This is a genomic window from Legionella anisa, assembly GCF_001467525.1.
GTDB classification, from domain to species: domain Bacteria; phylum Pseudomonadota; class Gammaproteobacteria; order Legionellales; family Legionellaceae; genus Legionella; species Legionella anisa.
In genome coordinates this window covers 22221-39771 of record NZ_LNXS01000004.1, presented here as the reverse complement: position 1 = coordinate 39771, position 17551 = coordinate 22221, and the positions used below count along the sequence as shown (strand labels likewise).

Sequence of the window (17551 nt, the reverse complement as noted above, 5' to 3'; positions counted from 1 at the left end):
ACGATTATCTATAATCCTTCTTGTTATTGCCTCTTGAGCACATCTATTCCTACGCCCCTCGGACAAGCCGCGGGACATAGGAATAGAACTGGACTGGTTTTTCAGCGATGTGTAGAAGATTCAGATGCTTGTTAGAGGTACCGAATTTAATTGATTCATTTTGTTTCTTCAAAATTTACGTATCGTTTCATCTTTTAGGTTATTGAGCATATCCACAGCTTGACCCCATATTTCAATTGTTGATGAGCTTTCATCTTGAATGGACCTATTTAAGGTATCAATATAACGGATGGAACCTTCGAGTTTTTTTTCGCTTAATTGTTTTCGTATCGCATTCATAATAATAGAGGCTTCTTCCGTTGATTTTGCCTTAATGATATAACCTAATCCTTGGCCAATAGGTTCAATTTTGAAAATAAGATTGACATCAAATTGACAGTTTTCTGCCAGTTCGTAGCGAAAATTGAAATTATCTTCCGAATCCGATGTCTTGGTGAAAAATTCATATTTATTAAGAAACTCTGATGAGGGTAATGCCCAAATGAAACTTAAAATATATTCCAGAACACCTTTTCTTAAAAAATGATTCCTGTGCTTTTTCATTAAAATATCAGCACTTGGAAGACCATTTTTTAATAATGTAAAATGCAGTTTCTGTTTTACTCTATTGAACTCTACTCCCAGATCAACAGTATTTTTATTTTTAATTTGCATTGCAATATGATTGTACAGTGAAGTAAGTACGATTAATTTACCTGCATCAAAATTTTTATCCGGCAAATCCCCCTTGATTATTATAGAGCTTGGAAGTTTTGCATCAGTTAAAATATTTTTTCCTTGTTTATCGCTTTTGCTTTTTTTATGCAGGGTAATGTTTGGTGGGTTTTTGCTATGCATGACATGTTTGAAGATATGATCAATGTGAAAAAGACATTCTTCCAAGAATTCAGTTTTTTCCTGTCGGCTCTTAAGGATCATCATAATCCTCCACTTTCCTTGTGTTGTCCGCTCTGGACCGTGCCATATCCAATTTTATTTGGACAATTTTGATACTATTATAGTATATATCCAAGTTCTTTTGATAAAGGGGCTATGAATGTTTTATTTAATAAATAGATTAGAGTCCTTACATCCTGATTTTATGAGGAAATGATGCATACGCTACGCGTTTTTTTCGCAATTATATTTCCCAAGTCAACTCAGGTTCGTCTATCTAGAAGTTTAAAAACGCTACAAAATACCCTTCTGTCAGATTATATTCGCTGGGTTCATGTAGAAAAAATGCATATTACTGTGCAATTTTTAGGAAATTTACCGCAAGAACAGTTAATTCTTCTAATTGAAAAGGTACCGTCCGCTATAAAAAATACACTGCCAATTCAACTGCAATTTGGGCATTTAGAATGGTTCCCCACCTTGCGCCATCCAAAAATTCTTTCACTATCCGTTCAACCACAGGCTGATTTAGCGATGTTGTCCAAAGTAATTGGCAACACCTTAATTACTTTAAATGTTCCAGTTGAAACGCGTCCTTTTAGAGGACATTTGACCATGGGGCGATTGATTCGCCACAGGATACCCCATGAACTATTGGAAACAATAAAGATACCGGTAATTCCGCCAATCGTGGTTAATAAAATCCATCTCATAGAAAGTAGATCTGAAAAAGGTAGGCAAAATTACTATCCATTAGCAGAATTCAAATTAGCTGAGTTATAGCGTGATGAGGCGAAGACACCTAGCCATACCTACGTAATAAATACTCTATGATGGCACGTAAACCCATAGCTTCACCGCCTTCAGGTTTGCCAGGTTTGCTTTGTTCACTCCATGCCATAATGTCAAAATGTGCCCAAGGAGTTGTCTTGCTGATGTATCGCTGGAGAAATAATGCTGCAATAATCGCCCCAGCATAAGGATAGTCACTGCAATTGATCATATCAGCAATCGTTGATCGCAGAAACTTTTCATAAGGTGCAAATAATGGTAAACGCCATACGGGATCAGCGGTTTTATAAGATGCGTCGATTATTTCCGCTGCTAAAGACTCATCATTTGCAAAAAATGCCGACATTTCTGTTCCAACGGAAACGCGAGCCGCTGAAGATAAGGTAGCAAAATCAATCAGTAGATCAGGCTTTTCCTCACACGCTTTGACTAAAGCATCAGCCAAAATCAAACGTCCTTCTGCGTCGGTATTATCGATTTCTACAGTAAAACCATTACGCATAATTAAAATATCGCCTGGTTTAAAGGCATTAGGACCAATCGCGTTTTCTACAGCAGGAATAAGTAAATGCAAGCGAATGGGTAAGTTCCGATTCATAATCCATTGAGCAAGACCTATCACATGAGCTGCGCCCCCCATGTCTTTTTTCATTATTCGCATACCATAAGGTGATTTAAGATTCAGGCCTCCTGTATCAAAACAAACCCCTTTTCCTACCAGGGTGACACGAGGATTTGTTTCATCGCCCCAGGTTAAGGAGAGCAAACGAGGCTCTGATTTGGCAGCACGACCAACTGCATGAATGGCAGGATAATTAGCATGCAACAATTCATCACCAATGCATTGTTCGAATTGTGCATGATGTTCTTCTGCTAATTGTTCCACTGTATCCGCCATTTCTTTAGGGCCCATATCACTGGCTGGTTGATTGATGAGATCACGTACTAAAAAGTGAGCTTGGGCTAAATGAATTAAATCAGTGAACATTTGTGGCTCGATTATCAAGATTCGGGGAGTCACACGATCTTTTTTGTATTTTTCAAAACGGTATTGTGCTAATCCCCAAAATAAGGCAGCTTCCTGGGAACAGGTACCTTGAAGCTGGTAACTGTTTGCGGGTAATAATAAAGCGGCATGAGCCATTGCTAATGCCTGATTTTCATCTTCAGTGCCAACATAAGCTTTCTCTAATAAACCATCCGCATTATAAAGCAAGCAATACTCGCCAATTTTTCCATTAAATTGAGCTTGAATGAAATAATTACGTTCAATAGTAGTTAGCATAGAACTTAGCTTCTCCCATTGTTTTTGGGAGATTAGATAAAGGGGGACGGGATGGACACTCTCTATCGTATAAAAAAGTTCAGCGTGCATGTCATTTCCTATTAAAAGTGGATGGTTTTTATCGTTGATAATTAATTATTTATTCTGGTTTGTTTTTTGTCAAAATAAATGATCGTGTTAGAGAACTTCTGTATAAAAAATATACTTAGACCAAAAAGCCTACATCACGAGATCCTCACAAAGTTTAGCGAGCAAGAATTTCATTTGTTACTGGAATCCATCCAGCTTAAGGAATAGGAATCTCAGGGCTTTTGCTTTTATGCGCAGAAGGCAGTTCCGGTTTTCATGTAAGCTCGACTAGATGCCGTGCAAAAAGCACGGCAAGGCAAAAAAGAGAGGTTTTATATCATTGGGCAGGAGTATTGCTGTTGAATTTTTGATAAATTCCAACCAGTTCCGCTTCACCGATAACATGTCCAGTCATTGCATTCAAAAGGATATCTCGAGTCGTACCATCTCCAAGACTTAATACGGTATCCAGGGCATAGAGTTTAAAATGATAAGTATGAGCAATTCCGATAGGGGGGCAAGGACCTCGATATCCTAGGCCATCCCAACTGTTTTTTGCATTTGCAGCTCCTGGAGGGACTGGACTTCCTGCCTCTAATTCCTTAACGGTTGGTGGTATATTAAATACAATCCAGTGCGTCCAAACGCCACCATTAGGTGAGTCCGGATCATCGACAATCAGTGCAAGTGACTGAGTTTTAGGTGGGATATTGCGCCAGGCTAATGGAGGGGATTGATCTACTCCGGTACACGTAAATTCGTCTGGAATTAAGGAGTTCATTTTAAAAGCCGAACTTTCCAAGGTGAATTTATTCGCAAAAGCATTGTAATGAAATAGAGAACACATTAAGAACAAAAAGAGAGAATATTTTTTCATTTTTTTTACCTCATCTCATTTTTAAAAATTGGATAATAAAGTATGGTATCGAAATCATCCAGAGTAGAAGAACAAATGATATTTTAATATTTTTTTATCTGCAATTATGCATTTACACATTCTCTATAAATAAAAAATTCAGGTGAAAATTTTGAGAGTTTTGAAGGATCTCAAAGGTTCGACTATTATTTCAGGAGCATAAAGGACAAACATACAGTACCACAGAAAGCATACTCATAGTTTTAATCTGAAAAATGAATGAATAGGGATATAAAATGACAATTGAATGTATTATCGATTTAATTGCAGCAAAAAAAGAAAAATCGTTTATTGTTTTTGAAGACGAGTATTTCATTTCTTTCTTGGATTCTCGTCCACTTTTTCCAGGTCATACCTTGTTGGCGCCTAAAATGCATATTAAAACACTTTATGATGTGCCTGATTCTATGGTATCACCTCTTTTTTTACTCACGCAAAAGATAGGGAAGGCTGTTGAAAAAGCAATGGAAGCTGCAGGAAGTTTTATTGCAATGAATAATACAATTAGCCAAAGCATTCCTCATCTGCATATCCATATCGTTCCCAGGAATAAACACGATGGACTTAAAGGTTTTTTTTGGCCACGTACTCATTATAGAGATGAAGAACACATGCGTGAAGTGCAAGAAAAAATCAGATATCAGTTGGATAAATAAATCATTGAAATTTTTCATTCTTGCTTTACAAGGTCAATAGTATATTATTAATCTCAATCCCAAAACTGATTTCAGTTCTGTGCTTCAATAAGATTAGGGATAACCATGCATTTTCTCTCATTAATAATACTAGGATGGTTTGTGATGACTTCTAATTTATCAGCAGCAGATACTCAGCATCATGACAATGCATATGATTATTCATTTCATACCTTACGCGGACATGAACCTTTACCGTTGTCTTCCTTTCAAGGAAAAGTTTTAATGGTAGTCAATACGGCTTCAAAATGTGGTTTTACTCCGCAATATGCTCGTTTAGAAAAACTTTATGAAAAATATAAAGATCGTGGTTTAGTCATAGTTGGAGTTCCTTCAAATGATTTCGGTAGCCAGGAGCCAGGAACGGAACAAGAAATTGCAAATTTTTGCCAAGTCAATTACGGCGTTACTTTTCCAATGGCTGCTAAAGAAGTGGTTTCAGGAAAAGATGCCCATCCATTTTATCTTTGGGCCAGAAAGCAATTAGGATTTGGCACGGCACCGAAATGGAATTTTCATAAGTACCTAATCAATCGTAAAGGTGAGCTTATTGACTATTTCTATTCAACTACTTCTCCGGAAGCAGGAAGGTTGGTTAAGGTTGTAGAGCAGGCGCTTGACGAAAAGGTGTAAAGCCATATTTGGCTCATCTTGAGCTCAAATCTGACTTTTCATCAAGATTCAAACATAGCCGTAGCCTGGGTGCGGCGTAGCGGAACCCGGGTAAATAGAGTTGCTTCTTAATCCCGGGTTCCGCTACGCTGCACCCAGGCTACAAGTTGAATAAATTAAGCAGCATCATATCCACCGGCGACGGCGTTATACACTTGTACGATGCTATCGAGTAATTGGGCTTTTTCCTGGATTAAACTCAACTTACTTTGGTCACGATTTATTTTGGCATTGATTACATTGCGATAATCTTTTGCCCCGGCTTTATATTGAGCTAATGCAATATCATATGCTTTTTGTGCTGCCAAATATGCTTTTTGAGTTTGCAAATAGGATAAGTTGTTTTTCTGCTCATTTGTAAGAGAATCATCTACATCCGCGAATACAGAATGAAGTGTTTCCAGATAGTCATAGTAGATTGATTTGAATCCAGCCTTAGCGGATTTGATATTTTGATAGGTGCTGGCATTGAAAATTTTTGTCGAAGCAGCGGCTCGAGCAACCCAAATATTAGTACTTAATTTTAAAATATTAGTTAAATCAACAGAGGCTCCTCCAACCAAACCAGTCAAGTCAATTGTAGGGAAAAAAGCTGAATAAGCCACTCCAATCTGTGCCTGAGCCATTTTCAGGTTATTTAAGGCAATCATGAGGTCAGGACGATTTTTTAAAACCGATGAAGGTAACGATTTAGGAATTAGATGATTTAAGTTTATTGAAAGTAACGTTCGATGAGTGGCAATAGGCCCAGGATTTTGATTCAATAAGAGGTGAATGGTATTTTCACTTTGCGCAATAACACGTTCAATTTGGGGAATCTTCGCTTCTTCTTGAGCAATCTGTTGATCTAGATTGGTTGTTATTTCGATATCATTGGCACCTTTGCGGAATCGAATTTGTTCGAGTCGGCGAAGTTTCCGCAAGTCACTACTAAGGGCTTTTTCTACGGCCAATTGTTCTCGTTGACTTAAGAGCATAAAGTAGGTTCCGCTCATTTGGCTAATAATTCCTAATTTTACTGACTGGGTCTGAGCCTGTTCCATAGCCAAAGAGGCTCTAGCTGCTTTAATATTATTAATATTGTTTAAGATGTTAAATGTATACCCTGGAACAAATCCGGCGTAGTATCCTCTAAATTTCAGGTTGGAGAGGTTAGAAAAGAAAGAGTTATTTGCTAATTGGCCTCTTGGGGTAATATGGGTATTCCAGGTTCTACCAGTAAAGCCGTTCGCTGTAGCATCAAGAGTTGGGATCCAGGCATATTGAGCTGCTTTAAGTTGTGCTTGTGCTTGCTCAATGGTTGCATAGGAGCTTCTAATCGAATCATTACAGGCTAGCGCCTGGGAAATAAGCTCGTTAAGCTCTGGATCGTTGAGTTTTTTCCACCACGCGACGCGACTTAAGTCGGCTTTATTATCGATGTATTTAACTCCACTACGCGTACTTGTAGGATAATTCACTTTTTCATGAATAATACAGTTTTTGCAACATCCTCCAAGCAGTATGGCAAAGAGATTGAGCAAGATAATTTTTCGTTTCATAATTTGGCCATTTTTGTTGAATTCTTCTATCTTGGCGAACTCAGTAGATTCTAGTCGAGCTTTGTTCTAAATATTTTTCCTGTCAAAATAATCAAAATAAAGGCAATCAATAAAATAGGTAAAATATTAGGGACAATTTGGCTAAATGTATTGCCCTTCAGTAATATTCCACGTGTAATCCGGGTAAAATAGGTCATTGGCAGACAATATCCCAAGAACTGTGCCCACGTAGGCATACCATAGAAAGAAAAAATATAACCTGATAAAAACATTGAAGGTAGTTGAAAAAAGACACTAAGTTGCATTGCTTGCATAGGTAAACGTGCGAGTGTAGAAAAAATCATGCCTACCATTAAATTAGCAATAAGAAACGGTGCAGCGGCTATATAAAGCAACAATATACTTCCTTCAGTAGGAATATGAATCAGGAGCTTACCAAAAAGTAAAATACTTGTAAGTTGCAAATAACCTAAAACAATGTAGGGTATCACTTTACCAAGAATGATCTCTAATGGCTTTAATGGAGTACTTAACAGCATTTCCATTGTGCCGGTTTCTTTTTCGGAAGTGATGGCAGTCGAAGTCAGCATTACCAAAGTTAGAGTAAGCAATACTCCAATTAAGCCAGGAACAATATTATAAGAGCTTATATTCGATTCATTATACAGTCGATGGATGGTGAGATCGACACTTCGCTCTGAATGAGTTGTGTGTGTGAAACCTAAACCTTGCTTTGTAAACCTATCCAGAGTTTGATTGAGTATGGGCAGAGCATTGCTGAGCGCACTCGCACTGCTTCCTGGATCAGAGCCATCGATTTCAACCAGTAATTGGGGGTTCTCATTACGAAGATACTTGCGTGTAAAATTTGGAGGAATGGTAAAAGCAAAGCTGATTTTTCCATTTGCAAAATCTTCATCCTTCTTTTGTTCATCAAATCCTTCATGAATGACTTTAAAATATCTTGAGGCTTCTAGTGAGCTGACATAGCTTCGGGTCAAGGGCGAATTATCATAACTAATAATGGTGGTGGGTAGATGTTTGGGATCGAATTCAATGGCAAAGCCAAAAAGGATAAGTAACATTATTGGTAAGATAACAAGCATCGCGATGGTGCCTCGATCACGACTGACAAGAATAAATTCTTTGCGTATTAAACCACCAAGACGAGTTAGAGATATTCCCTGTAATAGATTTTTATAGTTCATCGCATTAATCCGATAAAAACCTCTTCAAAAGAAGGAGTGACTTCTTTGCTTGAACGATCATTGTTTTCTTGAATCACTTGCTTTAGTGATTGATCATCACGTGATGAAATTCGCAATTCATTATTTACAATTGAAGCCAATAACTTTGGATGTGCATCATGTATTTTTTCCATTAATGGAGTTTGCTCTTTTCTATCGACTTCCAATACATATGCTTTGACTTTGGATTGAGGAATTAAATCTTTTGTGCTGCCTATATACAAGAGTTTGCCTAAATTAATGTAGGCTAAATCAGTGCACTTTTCAGCTTCATCCATATAATGAGTTGTTACTAAAATTGTGGTGCCATCACGAGAGGAAATTTTATGTAAATAATCCCAAAATTCTTTACGTGCCTTGGGATCAACACCTGCGGTTGGTTCATCTAAGAATAATAATTGCGGTTTATGAAGTAAACTACATGCCAAAGCCAAACGTTGTTTCCATCCTCCTGATAAATTACCTGCTTGTATCTTTCGATAGTCCTCTAATCCAAGATCTTTGATGATGTCTTCGATCGCTTGTGCCGAATTTTTTACCTGAAAAATATCCGCAGTAAAGCGCAGATTTTCATAAACGGTTAATCCCGTATAAAAACTGAATTTCTGAGGCATGTAGCCTATATGTTTTTTTATCTCATCGCTTTGAGTTTTAATGTCATATCCAAGGCAATTTCCTTCTCCATCTGTGGGAGTTAAAAGGCCACAAATCATTCGAATGGTGGTTGTTTTACCACTACCGTTTGAACCAAGAAAGCCAAATATAGAGCCTTTCTCTACTTGTAGGCTAATGTGATCCACAGCGACTTTTTCATCAAATTTTTTTGTTAGTTTTTTAACATCAATTGCAAAATCACTCATCGGCTAATTCCAAAGTGACAGGCAGTCCCAGATGAATTTTTTCTAAATCAGGAGAATCAATTTTTGCTTCAACTCGGAATACAAGACGTTGACGTTCTTCACGGGAATAAATAATTGGAGGAGTGAATTCAGCAATATTTGAAATATAGAAAATATGTCCCGTAGCAAAATTTTCATTTATATCAGTCTTTATCTTAACGTGTTCATTAAGGCGCAATTGAGAGAGTTCTTTCTCAGGAACAAAAAATACTGCTTTAAGATTATTTCGGGTAATTAAGGAAAGAACGGGAGCACCTGCTTGGACAAATTCACCTTGTGTATGATACGTATCAAATATAAGTCCTCGTTCGGGTGCAAAGTTTTCTTTGCGCGTTACCTGCCATTTTTTATCGTTTGTTTCAATTTGATTGTTTTGGATTTTAACATCGATGTCAGTAAGCTGATCTTTTGAAATCTTTAAATCTCTTTGAGCTGCATCCAGATCGCTTTGGCTTGCTGCATTTTGTTTTCGCATCCCCTGGATACGACGATAATTGATTTCATTGTAGTTAAGTTGGGTCAAAATTTGTTGGCGTTGAGCAAGTAGATTTTGTTTGCTTAGCTGACTCATTTGTACACTATAAAGCTCACTGGTTTGTTCGAGTTTAAATAAAAATTGATTGCTTTTGACTAACTGTCCCTTGAATACGGCTAAATCAGTCAGACGCCCACCAAAATCCGAAGACAAATAGACAAGATCTGTATCAACATATCCACTAAAAGACCTATTTTCTTTTTCGCAGGCTGCGAGCAGTAAAAGAGTCAACCAAACAATCACCAACTTATGCATTTCAAACCCATCCTGAGCTTTATAACTGTGGAATAACAGCAGATATGTAATTGAAGCAATTAAGCTATGTATATTAAGCTCAAGAACCCTGTGTGTCAAAAGAGTTAATCGGCTTCTTATGCAAGAGGCCTATTCAATGATGAGGTCTTAATGAGACAAATACTTCGCCTATAAAATTTCAAAAATACTATTTGACCTTAGCGGAACAAGATGTTAAACAACAATCCGATATCAACCCCCTCAGTGTTTTAGAAACAAAGGAGTATCTAAATGAATTTTAAATCGTTCTTCTGTGTCACAATTGCAGCATCTTCTTTATTAGCTCAATCTGTTTTTGCTGAGCAAAAAACAGTTACCTATAAAAATGAAAGAGGATCAATTTTAGAGCTCAATATCTTGTCCGATAATAAAATCGAAGGCTCTTTCACTACTGCTGTTGCCTCAAAAACGTGTCCACAAGCAATAAATCAAAAAAGACCAATTACCGGCTACATAGTAGGTAATGCATTATCTTTTAGCGTGGTTTATCCAATGTGTGAGTCCGTATTGAGCATTAGTGGGCATTTTGATAAAAATCAACAAGCGATTGATACCATTTCCATACTCAATAAGCAGGCAAGCGACATTACTCATGAAGGACCGGGAGCCCGTTTTATTGGACATGATTCTTATAAAAAAATGGGATAAATTATAGAATATAATAGCCTGGGCATAATTTGCATGTGTTCAGGCTTTGTATACCGATTTAATCAAGACATTCTTTGATGACGTTTAAAGAAAATGGAGGAAAAAAATCGGAGAATTAGTTCATGATATGTAATAACTATGCCAGTCTTGCACAGCGAAATATACCTTGTAACTTGAGAAAGACCTTTTCTTTTGTCTGAGTGATTCCTATGACTAATAGAACCTGGGCAATATAATAGAGCAACATAATTAAAACAGCTATGGGTTTATTGGGTGGCAAAATAAATAAGTCTAATGACAAGATAAAGTCGGAGAGTAAAAAAAGACAGGCTCCGGTTCGCAGCAATAGTGATTGCTGTTTGACTTGGAAGGAACAAAATACCATTAAGGTCAGCAGACATAAATAAACTGCTACCGGTATTTTCATTGCTCCCAGGTAAGGTGATAAAAAGTAAAAGCTTATGAGTACAAATAATAAGATGGGTAAAAAGGCGAGCAAATTCTTTCTTTGAAACTGTAGGTTCTTTAAAAATAAACTGATGTAGCTGCAATGGGTGGCCATAAACGCCAAGATCCCAATTTGCAATGCCGTTTCCATGGGAAGAGTCAAAAAGACATCACCAATTAGTGAAAATCCTAATGCAAGAAATAATAGACGTTTTATGTGCTTGTCTGGATTAACTTGGAAGACAAAAAGAATCAGCAAAGCAATGGGAATGGGTTTGAGGAACGTAGTCAAAGGGTATTGAATAAAGGAAAGTAACAAAAGATAAAGTACCATGCTGAACAAAACAAATGGCATGGTTATTTTAAATGGCTGTCCAGGCATTAGAATTCCCTGATTATTCAATAATCTTAATAATCCGAGTATACACTTTCTTTGCCCCTTTTCCTTTAAATTTTTGTCTACTTAGGAAAAATATGGTTTAATAACGCTCGTTTTGCGTTTTTTGGTGTCTAATTATGAAAAAAATAATCTTACTTCTGCTCGTTACTTCTCTATTCTCAGTAGGACATGCCAGTAAGCTCAGTAAATTTTTTAAAGAAATGGATGAAGAGGATAGAGCTCGTCAGCAACGAGAGTGGCAACAAGATATGAATTTTGGCGATTTTTCGTTCCGCTTAGACAGACGATATACAGATGATCATGGACAACGCTGCCGAGATTATAAGTTTAGATCGCGCAGTAATCCTTTTCGCCATGGATACTATACCGTCTGTGATGAACGCTAGGCTCTACTGAAATTTTCTCCTATGTAACTGCTCGCTTTATGTCTGAGAGATCCTCAAAAAATCGAAACAGGAAAATACGTACAGCCACGGAGCATTGTAGCCTGGGTGCAGCGCAGCGAAACCCGGGTTCCGCTGCGCTGCACCCAGGCTACTGTATTTTATTGAGTCAAATAACTCCTCAGTGGATGGCCGTTCAAAGCGGCATGCCCCTTGTAGATTCTTAATGGTTTTTAATTTGATGAATTGAAATGGAGAAATCCATTCTATACTACAATAACATCATATAGACCAAAATCTTGCTATGGCAATGCAACTTTAAGGATGCATTATGAGTAAGTCTATGATGATGCTTTTCCTGTTGGTATTTACTTCCTGTAATCATGCTAATATTGCCAATGATATTTTATTGAGCAGAACATCAGCGCAAAAAACACAAATACTAAGCGGTATTATCAATGCAGCAGGCGAGTCCTGTGCTCCTATTGAATCTTTTTATCAAGGAGTCGATCGCAATGATGCGGCATATTGGAATATCTTATGCTTAAATGGCCGGTCCTATGTTATTCAAATAGCAAATGATGCAGAAGCCACAACAACAATCTTTCCATGCAGCGCCATGAAATCTTTAGGAGCCCAATGCTTTAAACAGTTTGGCTTTTAAATAGGGTCTCTATCTAGGTATCAGTTCAAATTGATTATGTGGATAAATATTAATGGAGTTGCATGAGCGCTGATTGTATACTCAATTAAAAAGAGGAATTAATTATCTTGTTTGAATCGAGAAGAGGGACTTTTTATGGAGCAAACAGTAGAACATCGTGTTATTCATTTAATTGCAAGAACACAGGAAATTGCGCCTGAAGCGATCGATTTGGATCAATCAATTGATCAAGTTGTTCCTAGCTCTCTAGATTTAGTTAATTTTTTCTTCGACTTAGAGGATGAATTTGATCTTGATATTCGTAATGATATAGGTAAAGAAAAAACAATCCGTGAGATAGCAATTGATATTAAAGAGTTAATTGCGAAAAAAAACTAAATGCAAATGATCCTGCACTTTAACCAATGCTAAGCGACTTCTATTCTTTATTGCCTCATAAGGGGTAAACACATTATTCAACTATGCACCATTTTGCATATTTCTTTGTTGTTATTATTTAAAATAAAATTTAGAATGCCTTTTCATTTTTCTTATGAGTAGACCAAAATGGCATCCGTATTAGAGACTGTATTAGGAACTTTCGGGTTAAAAAAGCAACCATCTTATACACCTATTCCTCAATTGGGTATTAACAGTGAGTTAAATACATTGCAGTTGGAATCGCAACAGTATTTTGCTATTGGTAAGGGCGCTCAGGCGGCTGATGGCAATGTACTTGGCATCACAGTGGAGCAGGATTTTCGAACGACTAATTCAAATCAAATCGAGTTTTTAAATAAATGCATCGCACTCGTAAAAGATAAATCAATGCAACTAAAAAGTATTGATCAAAAAATTACCGGAAGTGTGGTTTTTGGGGTCACAGCAACCGCTTTGTCTTTTCTTCCAGTAATCGGTTATATAGGTTGGATAGGCTGGGCAGCTGCAGCGTACTTTATCAATAAACGCGCTACTGCATATGCTGAATATCACGAAGCATTAACTCTTTTAGTGGGAGCATGTAATTGGAGCCTTGGTTTAGGTTCTGGTAATCGTAAAGACTCTGCTGAGAATTTAACGAAGAATAAATCAATACGTGAGATGATGGCGGTGCTTTATCCCGTTCTTACAGAAACGCAAGTAAGGCACTTGATTGCAGATGATATCGAAGATGTATTTACTCAAGAATTACACGATTACGAAAAAAGATTTCAACCAGGCTTTGAACCAAGTCGATTTTTCAAAAAAGACGATACGATTGCACTCAGCAAAAAAGGCGCCGAATTCAGTCGTTGCATTTACGGGTTCAATAAGGGTGGGGTTACGGATTATCTTGATGCTATTGTATCCATCCTTCCTGATTTATACCGGGCAGCACTGCATGGTTGGCATAAACTGACCTATTGGTGGCAGGAAAAGAAGACTCATCAAGATACCGAAATGGAATCACATGAGCACGAACACAAAGCCACTATCAACTAAATAATCCCTGTTTACTGCATCACACTGAAGCCCTGATAGTATAACTGGGGCTTTAGAGTGCACATTGCCAGCGCGCCTCCTAGAATGTCATTATTTTTAATAAGGGTGCTATTGTAAGAAAGTCTGGAGGACTGAAACCCGGGTTTCACTTCGTTTCACCCAGGCTACATGCTAATGTTTTAATAGTCCCATCTAAACTATTTACTCAATTGGAAATCCAGGACAGCGCGTGCGAGCTCTGCTCCTAGGCGCGCATTATTTTTAATTAAAGCGATATTGGCAAGCAAACTTTTGCCTTGGGTCAGCTGGGCTACTTCGGCCAAGAGAAAAGGCGTTAATGCTTTTCCTGAAATATTATTTTGCTCCGCTTTGTGTATGGCATCCATGATTACTGGTTCAATCACTTCAAGCGGAATATTAAATTCTGCAGGAATTGGATTGGTAATTAAGACTCCTGAAGACATGCCGATATCCCAATGAGCTGTTACTATTTGAGCAAGGGTGGGTACATCCTCTACCCAAGTGGATAACGAATACTGAGTCGAATCAGTATAAAATGCGGGTAATACCTGCGTGCGATAACCAATAACAGGCACGCTCATCGTTTCTAAAAATTCTAGAGTACGTGGCAGGTCAAGGATGGCTTTTGCTCCAGCGCAAATAACCGCAATCGGTGTTCTTGAGATTTCAATTAAATCAGCAGAAATATCCTGAGCATCACCTCGATGGACACCGCCAATTCCACCTGTAGCGAATAATTTAATACCTGCTTTAGCAGCACAGAATAAGGTTGCTGCAACCGTGGTTCCTGCAGAATACCTGTTGGCTACTACGAAAGGCAAATCACGTCGGCTTGCTTTTAAAACCTCTTTATTGCTTGCAAAGTGGTGTAATTCATTTTCTGTTAAGCCCATTTTTATTTTCCCATCAATCACAGCAATGGTAGCCGGGGTGACATCGTATTCACGAACGATGTGTTCTACTGCCTGTGCTGTTTCATAATTATCAGGATAAGGCATACCATGGGAAATAATCGTGGACTCCAAAGCCAACACCGGCTTTTTATTTTCAAGAGCTGATTTTACTTCTGGGGAGTAACCAAAAAATTGCTTCATAATCTGTTTCTCTTCTTTTTATGTTTCAGCTGAATATTTTTTAGTGCTTCATGATGAAGCTGTTTATTTACATACCCAATAATTACCAAGCTCCAGGCATCCACGAACCATGTAAACCATGGGGAATTCGGCGAGGCATCCTTATGCGAGCAATGGGATCATTCGGGAAATTTTGGGCATCTAATAAAACGAGTTCACTTTGGTTTGAACGTTTATCGTATACAAATAACAGTAAATAACCGTCATCTTCTGATTTATGTGTTGCCGCTGGTGCAAAAACTGCTTCTCCTATTTCTGCATGGGGGCCAAAATCATAAACCCATGAGTGTTGATTCGTTACATCATATTTTATTAGCGCATTAAAGGCCTGCTGGGGATTAAGAGTATTCGTTTTTGTTGGTGTATAAATAAATTGATGGGATAGGCTGTTTTGATCTTCCCTAATACGAGGGAATTCTACCAGTCGCTCATCCAGTACACTATGTTTCATCATTTCTGTTTTCAGATTAAGAACAGTTCGGTTTAATCTAGGAGGAACGGATTGGTGCTTTTCTTCCTGTGCTAAAAGAACTATTTTTTCATGCCTAACATAGTCAATAATAAGTTCATCGTTTTGCTCATAAGCATTAGCAAAGTGAAATACAAAAAATGGTTCAGTGTGAAACCATTTTATTTGCCCGCCTGAACGAGGCATCACACCGATACGTACGCCGAGCTCAGGTCGCCAACTCAAAACAGGTCCCCCAGACATCATCTGTTGTATATCAAAGAGCACAGGGCAATCAAAAACAAGAACGTAATTTTTTGTTAAAATAAAATCATGAATCATAGAGCAATAGGGTTTTTCAATATCCCATTTTTGGATTTCTTCTCCCTGTTTATCCAATCGATAAAACGTCAAATAGGGTGGAATTAAAGCGTAATTTACAAACCACAACTCGCCATTTAGTGGATCTAATCGAGTATGAGCACAAATGTCTATGGCCGGTTGATCTTGATAAGGCTTCCATTCACCAAGGGTATCCAACTGTGCTGTCATGCGATATGCTGGTGCTGATTCACTCAGTGCCAGATAAATGTCGTGGTGACGAGTAATATGAATAAATGCTCCATTCTTAAAGGCAACGGGCTCATCCTCAGGGCCTGCCCACTTAGGATCCATTGGAGCAGGGTGCAAAACGCCACCATAGAGTGCTTTTCCCGCTTTCCGTTCTTTAAGTAACCCTTTGGTTGCAACAAATCGGTTCCGGTACGCTGCTTTACCCTCTGCGATATAAACCGCATGGATCATGCCGTCCCCATCGTATGGATAAGTATAGGAAATAGGAGCGAACTCTGGATTTGGGCCATTACGCATATAGACTCCCAGTAAATCCTTAGGGATTTCGCCGAGTATTTCCAATTGATTCACCTCCAATTCATCGTGAACTGGGGCATAGTTTCCTGATAGATAAGGATTATTTGAATTATTCATGTGCTATTCTTTTCTGAAATCGTTTTAAATATATAGCATAACCTAAAGCTTGTGAAAAAAGCAGTTTATCGAATCTAACTAAGGATAAATCATGGGACAATTAGTTGATGGTCAATGGCATGATGTTTGGTATGATACTTCGAAAACAGGAGGAGCATTCAAACGAGAACCTACTCAATTTCATTCAGCAATTGGTAATGAACCCAACACTCGTTTTCCTGCTGAAAAGGGTCGTTACCATTTGTATGTATCACTTGCCTGTCCATGGGCACATCGTACTTTGATCTTCAGAAAACTCAAGAAATTAGATGATTATATTGATGTCTCTATTGTACATCCTCATATGCTTGAATATGGTTGGGAGTTTAGAAAAGGAATGGGGGCTACTGGAGATTCTCTGTATGGATTGAACTATTTATATGAGCTTTATATCAAAGCAGACAATCAATACAGCGGTAGAGTTACTGTACCTGTTTTGTGGGATAAAAAAGAAAAAACGATTGTTAGTAATGAATCAGCAGAAATTATTCGCCAGTTTAATCAGGCGTTTAATCATTTAACAGGAGATAACCAAGATTTTTACCCAGAACCTCTGCGCGTGGAAATTGATGTGTTGAATGAGCGAATTTATAATGCCATTAATAATGGAGTTTATCGCTGTGGTTTTGCAACAACTCAGCATGCTTACGAAGAAGCGTATGTCCAATTATTTCGTTTACTTGATGAACTGGATGTGCGCTTACGCAACCAAGAATATTTATTCGGGGAGCAGTTAACTGAGACCGACTGGCGCCTATTTACGACGTTAATTCGTTTTGATGCCGTATATTACAGTCATTTCAAAACAAACCAGCAGCGAATAAGTGATTATGAGGCACTACAACCATATTTAGAGCGGTTGTATCATTATCCTGGGGTACGCGAGACCGTAAACTTTTTACATATCAAACACCATTACTATTTTAGTCATAAAACCATAAACCCAACACAAATCGTGCCTTTAGGACCGAAACTAAACTTTGATTCATGATTGCTGTTCCTGCAATGATACCCGTAGGTTGGGTCATTTTGACCCAAC

The 17551-nt window shown here is 37.9% G+C and carries 19 protein-coding genes; 9 read left to right on the top strand and 10 right to left on the bottom strand.

What is annotated here, in order from left to right:
- Nucleotides 1-168 precede the first annotated feature (168 nt).
- Nucleotides 169-942 carry a hypothetical protein gene (locus Lani_RS02080; protein WP_223499510.1) on the bottom strand — a complete coding sequence of 258 codons (774 nt, stop codon included), beginning with the start codon at nucleotides 940-942 and terminating at the stop codon, nucleotides 169-171.
- A gap of 207 nt (nucleotides 943-1149) precedes the next feature.
- Here Lani_RS02080 and thpR point away from each other — a divergent pair, with 207 nt between their 5' ends.
- Nucleotides 1150-1719, top strand: coding sequence for an RNA 2',3'-cyclic phosphodiesterase (gene thpR / locus Lani_RS02075; RefSeq protein ID WP_223499508.1), 570 nt, complete (start codon nucleotides 1150-1152; stop codon nucleotides 1717-1719).
- 19 nt (nucleotides 1720-1738) lie between these two features.
- Here the strand turns inward: thpR and Lani_RS02070 are convergent, their stop codons facing one another.
- Both Lani_RS02070 and Lani_RS02065 read right to left on the bottom strand, forming a co-directional pair.
- Complete coding sequence (locus Lani_RS02070) at nucleotides 1739-3103, bottom strand: leucyl aminopeptidase family protein (protein ID WP_058388364.1); 1365 nt, start codon at nucleotides 3101-3103, stop codon at nucleotides 1739-1741.
- Between the two features lie 316 nt (nucleotides 3104-3419).
- The gene (locus tag Lani_RS02065; RefSeq protein WP_058388363.1) at nucleotides 3420-3959 is read right to left on the bottom strand and encodes a YbhB/YbcL family Raf kinase inhibitor-like protein; all 540 of its coding nucleotides are present in this window, start codon (nucleotides 3957-3959) and stop codon (nucleotides 3420-3422) included.
- A 275-nt stretch (nucleotides 3960-4234) separates the two neighbouring features.
- On the opposite strand from Lani_RS02065, the gene Lani_RS02060 reads away from it, so the two are divergent.
- Complete coding sequence (locus Lani_RS02060) at nucleotides 4235-4654, top strand: HIT family protein (RefSeq protein WP_058388362.1); 420 nt, start codon at nucleotides 4235-4237, stop codon at nucleotides 4652-4654.
- A gap of 144 nt (nucleotides 4655-4798) precedes the next feature.
- A complete protein-coding gene (locus Lani_RS02055; protein ID WP_019235164.1) occupies nucleotides 4799-5326 on the top strand; it encodes a glutathione peroxidase in 528 nt (175 codons plus the stop codon).
- A 155-nt stretch (nucleotides 5327-5481) separates the two neighbouring features.
- On the opposite strand, the gene Lani_RS02050 is transcribed toward Lani_RS02055, so the two are convergent.
- The 4 genes from Lani_RS02050 to Lani_RS02035 are packed head-to-tail and all read right to left on the bottom strand — an operon-like array spanning nucleotide 5482 to nucleotide 9842.
- A complete protein-coding gene (locus Lani_RS02050; RefSeq protein ID WP_019235163.1) occupies nucleotides 5482-6906 on the bottom strand; it encodes a TolC family protein in 1425 nt (474 codons plus the stop codon).
- Between the two features lie 50 nt (nucleotides 6907-6956).
- Entirely contained in the window at nucleotides 6957-8114 is a 1158-nt protein-coding gene (locus Lani_RS02045; RefSeq protein ID WP_019235162.1) for an ABC transporter permease, read from the bottom strand.
- Complete coding sequence (locus Lani_RS02040) at nucleotides 8111-9013, bottom strand: ABC transporter ATP-binding protein (protein WP_019235161.1); 903 nt, start codon at nucleotides 9011-9013, stop codon at nucleotides 8111-8113. The genes Lani_RS02045 and Lani_RS02040 overlap by 4 nt, the downstream gene beginning before the upstream one ends.
- A complete protein-coding gene (locus Lani_RS02035) occupies nucleotides 9006-9842 on the bottom strand; it encodes an HlyD family secretion protein (RefSeq protein WP_019235160.1) in 837 nt (278 codons plus the stop codon). The genes Lani_RS02040 and Lani_RS02035 overlap by 8 nt, the downstream gene beginning before the upstream one ends.
- Nucleotides 9843-10112: 270 nt before the next feature.
- On the opposite strand from Lani_RS02035, the gene Lani_RS02030 reads away from it, so the two are divergent.
- Nucleotides 10113-10529: an avidin/streptavidin family protein gene (locus Lani_RS02030; RefSeq protein WP_019235159.1), complete on the top strand. Its 417-nt coding sequence runs from the start codon at nucleotides 10113-10115 to the stop codon at nucleotides 10527-10529.
- A gap of 136 nt (nucleotides 10530-10665) precedes the next feature.
- Here the strand turns inward: Lani_RS02030 and Lani_RS02025 are convergent, their stop codons facing one another.
- Nucleotides 10666-11358, bottom strand: coding sequence for a lysoplasmalogenase (locus Lani_RS02025; RefSeq protein ID WP_019235158.1), 693 nt, complete (start codon nucleotides 11356-11358; stop codon nucleotides 10666-10668).
- Between the two features lie 134 nt (nucleotides 11359-11492).
- Between Lani_RS02025 and Lani_RS02020 the strand changes: the two genes are divergently transcribed.
- From Lani_RS02020 to Lani_RS02005, 4 genes are all read left to right on the top strand, one after another.
- On the top strand, nucleotides 11493-11762 hold the full coding sequence (locus Lani_RS02020) for a hypothetical protein (RefSeq protein ID WP_019235157.1): 270 nt from the start codon (nucleotides 11493-11495) through the stop codon (nucleotides 11760-11762).
- A gap of 328 nt (nucleotides 11763-12090) precedes the next feature.
- On the top strand, nucleotides 12091-12423 hold the full coding sequence (locus tag Lani_RS02015; RefSeq protein WP_019235156.1) for a hypothetical protein: 333 nt from the start codon (nucleotides 12091-12093) through the stop codon (nucleotides 12421-12423).
- Between the two features lie 135 nt (nucleotides 12424-12558).
- Nucleotides 12559-12801 (top strand): acyl carrier protein, encoded by a 243-nt coding sequence (locus Lani_RS02010; protein ID WP_019235155.1) that lies wholly within the window; start codon nucleotides 12559-12561, stop codon nucleotides 12799-12801.
- 168 nt (nucleotides 12802-12969) lie between these two features.
- Complete coding sequence (locus Lani_RS02005) at nucleotides 12970-13884, top strand: hypothetical protein (protein ID WP_019235154.1); 915 nt, start codon at nucleotides 12970-12972, stop codon at nucleotides 13882-13884.
- Between the two features lie 197 nt (nucleotides 13885-14081).
- Here the strand turns inward: Lani_RS02005 and Lani_RS02000 are convergent, their stop codons facing one another.
- Together Lani_RS02000 and Lani_RS01995 are read right to left on the bottom strand one after the other, a co-directional pair.
- Nucleotides 14082-14999, bottom strand: a complete 918-nt coding sequence (locus Lani_RS02000) for a pseudouridine-5'-phosphate glycosidase (protein ID WP_019235153.1) — start codon at nucleotides 14997-14999, stop codon at nucleotides 14082-14084.
- A gap of 82 nt (nucleotides 15000-15081) precedes the next feature.
- Nucleotides 15082-16473, bottom strand: a complete 1392-nt coding sequence (locus tag Lani_RS01995; RefSeq protein ID WP_019235152.1) for a carotenoid oxygenase family protein — start codon at nucleotides 16471-16473, stop codon at nucleotides 15082-15084.
- 91 nt (nucleotides 16474-16564) lie between these two features.
- On the opposite strand from Lani_RS01995, the gene Lani_RS01990 reads away from it, so the two are divergent.
- A complete protein-coding gene (locus Lani_RS01990) occupies nucleotides 16565-17503 on the top strand; it encodes a glutathione S-transferase family protein (protein WP_019235151.1) in 939 nt (312 codons plus the stop codon).
- The last annotated feature ends 48 nt before the right edge of the window (nucleotides 17504-17551 follow it).

Excerpts from the sequence above, each read along its gene's own strand:
- Lani_RS02065 (WP_058388363.1), bottom strand. The coding sequence starts at position 3,959 with ATGAAAAAATATTCTCTCTTTTTGTTCTTAATGTGTTCTCTATTTCAT.
- Lani_RS02055 (WP_019235164.1), top strand. The coding sequence starts at position 4,799 with ATGACTTCTAATTTATCAGCAGCAGATACTCAGCATCATGACAATGCA.
- Lani_RS02030 (WP_019235159.1), top strand. The coding sequence starts at position 10,113 with ATGAATTTTAAATCGTTCTTCTGTGTCACAATTGCAGCATCTTCTTTA.
- Lani_RS02060 (WP_058388362.1), top strand. The coding sequence starts at position 4,235 with ATGACAATTGAATGTATTATCGATTTAATTGCAGCAAAAAAAGAAAAA.
- Lani_RS02050 (WP_019235163.1), bottom strand. The coding sequence starts at position 6,906 with ATGAAACGAAAAATTATCTTGCTCAATCTCTTTGCCATACTGCTTGGA.
- Lani_RS02025 (WP_019235158.1), bottom strand. The coding sequence starts at position 11,358 with ATGCCTGGACAGCCATTTAAAATAACCATGCCATTTGTTTTGTTCAGC.
- Lani_RS01995 (WP_019235152.1), bottom strand. The coding sequence starts at position 16,473 with ATGAATAATTCAAATAATCCTTATCTATCAGGAAACTATGCCCCAGTT.
- Lani_RS02005 (WP_019235154.1), top strand. The coding sequence starts at position 12,970 with ATGGCATCCGTATTAGAGACTGTATTAGGAACTTTCGGGTTAAAAAAG.
- Lani_RS01990 (WP_019235151.1), top strand. The coding sequence starts at position 16,565 with ATGGGACAATTAGTTGATGGTCAATGGCATGATGTTTGGTATGATACT.
- Lani_RS02000 (WP_019235153.1), bottom strand. The coding sequence starts at position 14,999 with ATGAAGCAATTTTTTGGTTACTCCCCAGAAGTAAAATCAGCTCTTGAA.
- Lani_RS02070 (WP_058388364.1), bottom strand. The coding sequence starts at position 3,103 with ATGCACGCTGAACTTTTTTATACGATAGAGAGTGTCCATCCCGTCCCC.
- Lani_RS02045 (WP_019235162.1), bottom strand. The coding sequence starts at position 8,114 with ATGAACTATAAAAATCTATTACAGGGAATATCTCTAACTCGTCTTGGT.
- Lani_RS02010 (WP_019235155.1), top strand. The coding sequence starts at position 12,559 with ATGGAGCAAACAGTAGAACATCGTGTTATTCATTTAATTGCAAGAACA.
- Lani_RS02020 (WP_019235157.1), top strand. The coding sequence starts at position 11,493 with ATGAAAAAAATAATCTTACTTCTGCTCGTTACTTCTCTATTCTCAGTA.
- thpR (WP_223499508.1), top strand. The coding sequence starts at position 1,150 with ATGATGCATACGCTACGCGTTTTTTTCGCAATTATATTTCCCAAGTCA.
- Lani_RS02015 (WP_019235156.1), top strand. The coding sequence starts at position 12,091 with ATGAGTAAGTCTATGATGATGCTTTTCCTGTTGGTATTTACTTCCTGT.
- Lani_RS02035 (WP_019235160.1), bottom strand. The coding sequence starts at position 9,842 with ATGCATAAGTTGGTGATTGTTTGGTTGACTCTTTTACTGCTCGCAGCC.
- Lani_RS02040 (WP_019235161.1), bottom strand. The coding sequence starts at position 9,013 with ATGAGTGATTTTGCAATTGATGTTAAAAAACTAACAAAAAAATTTGAT.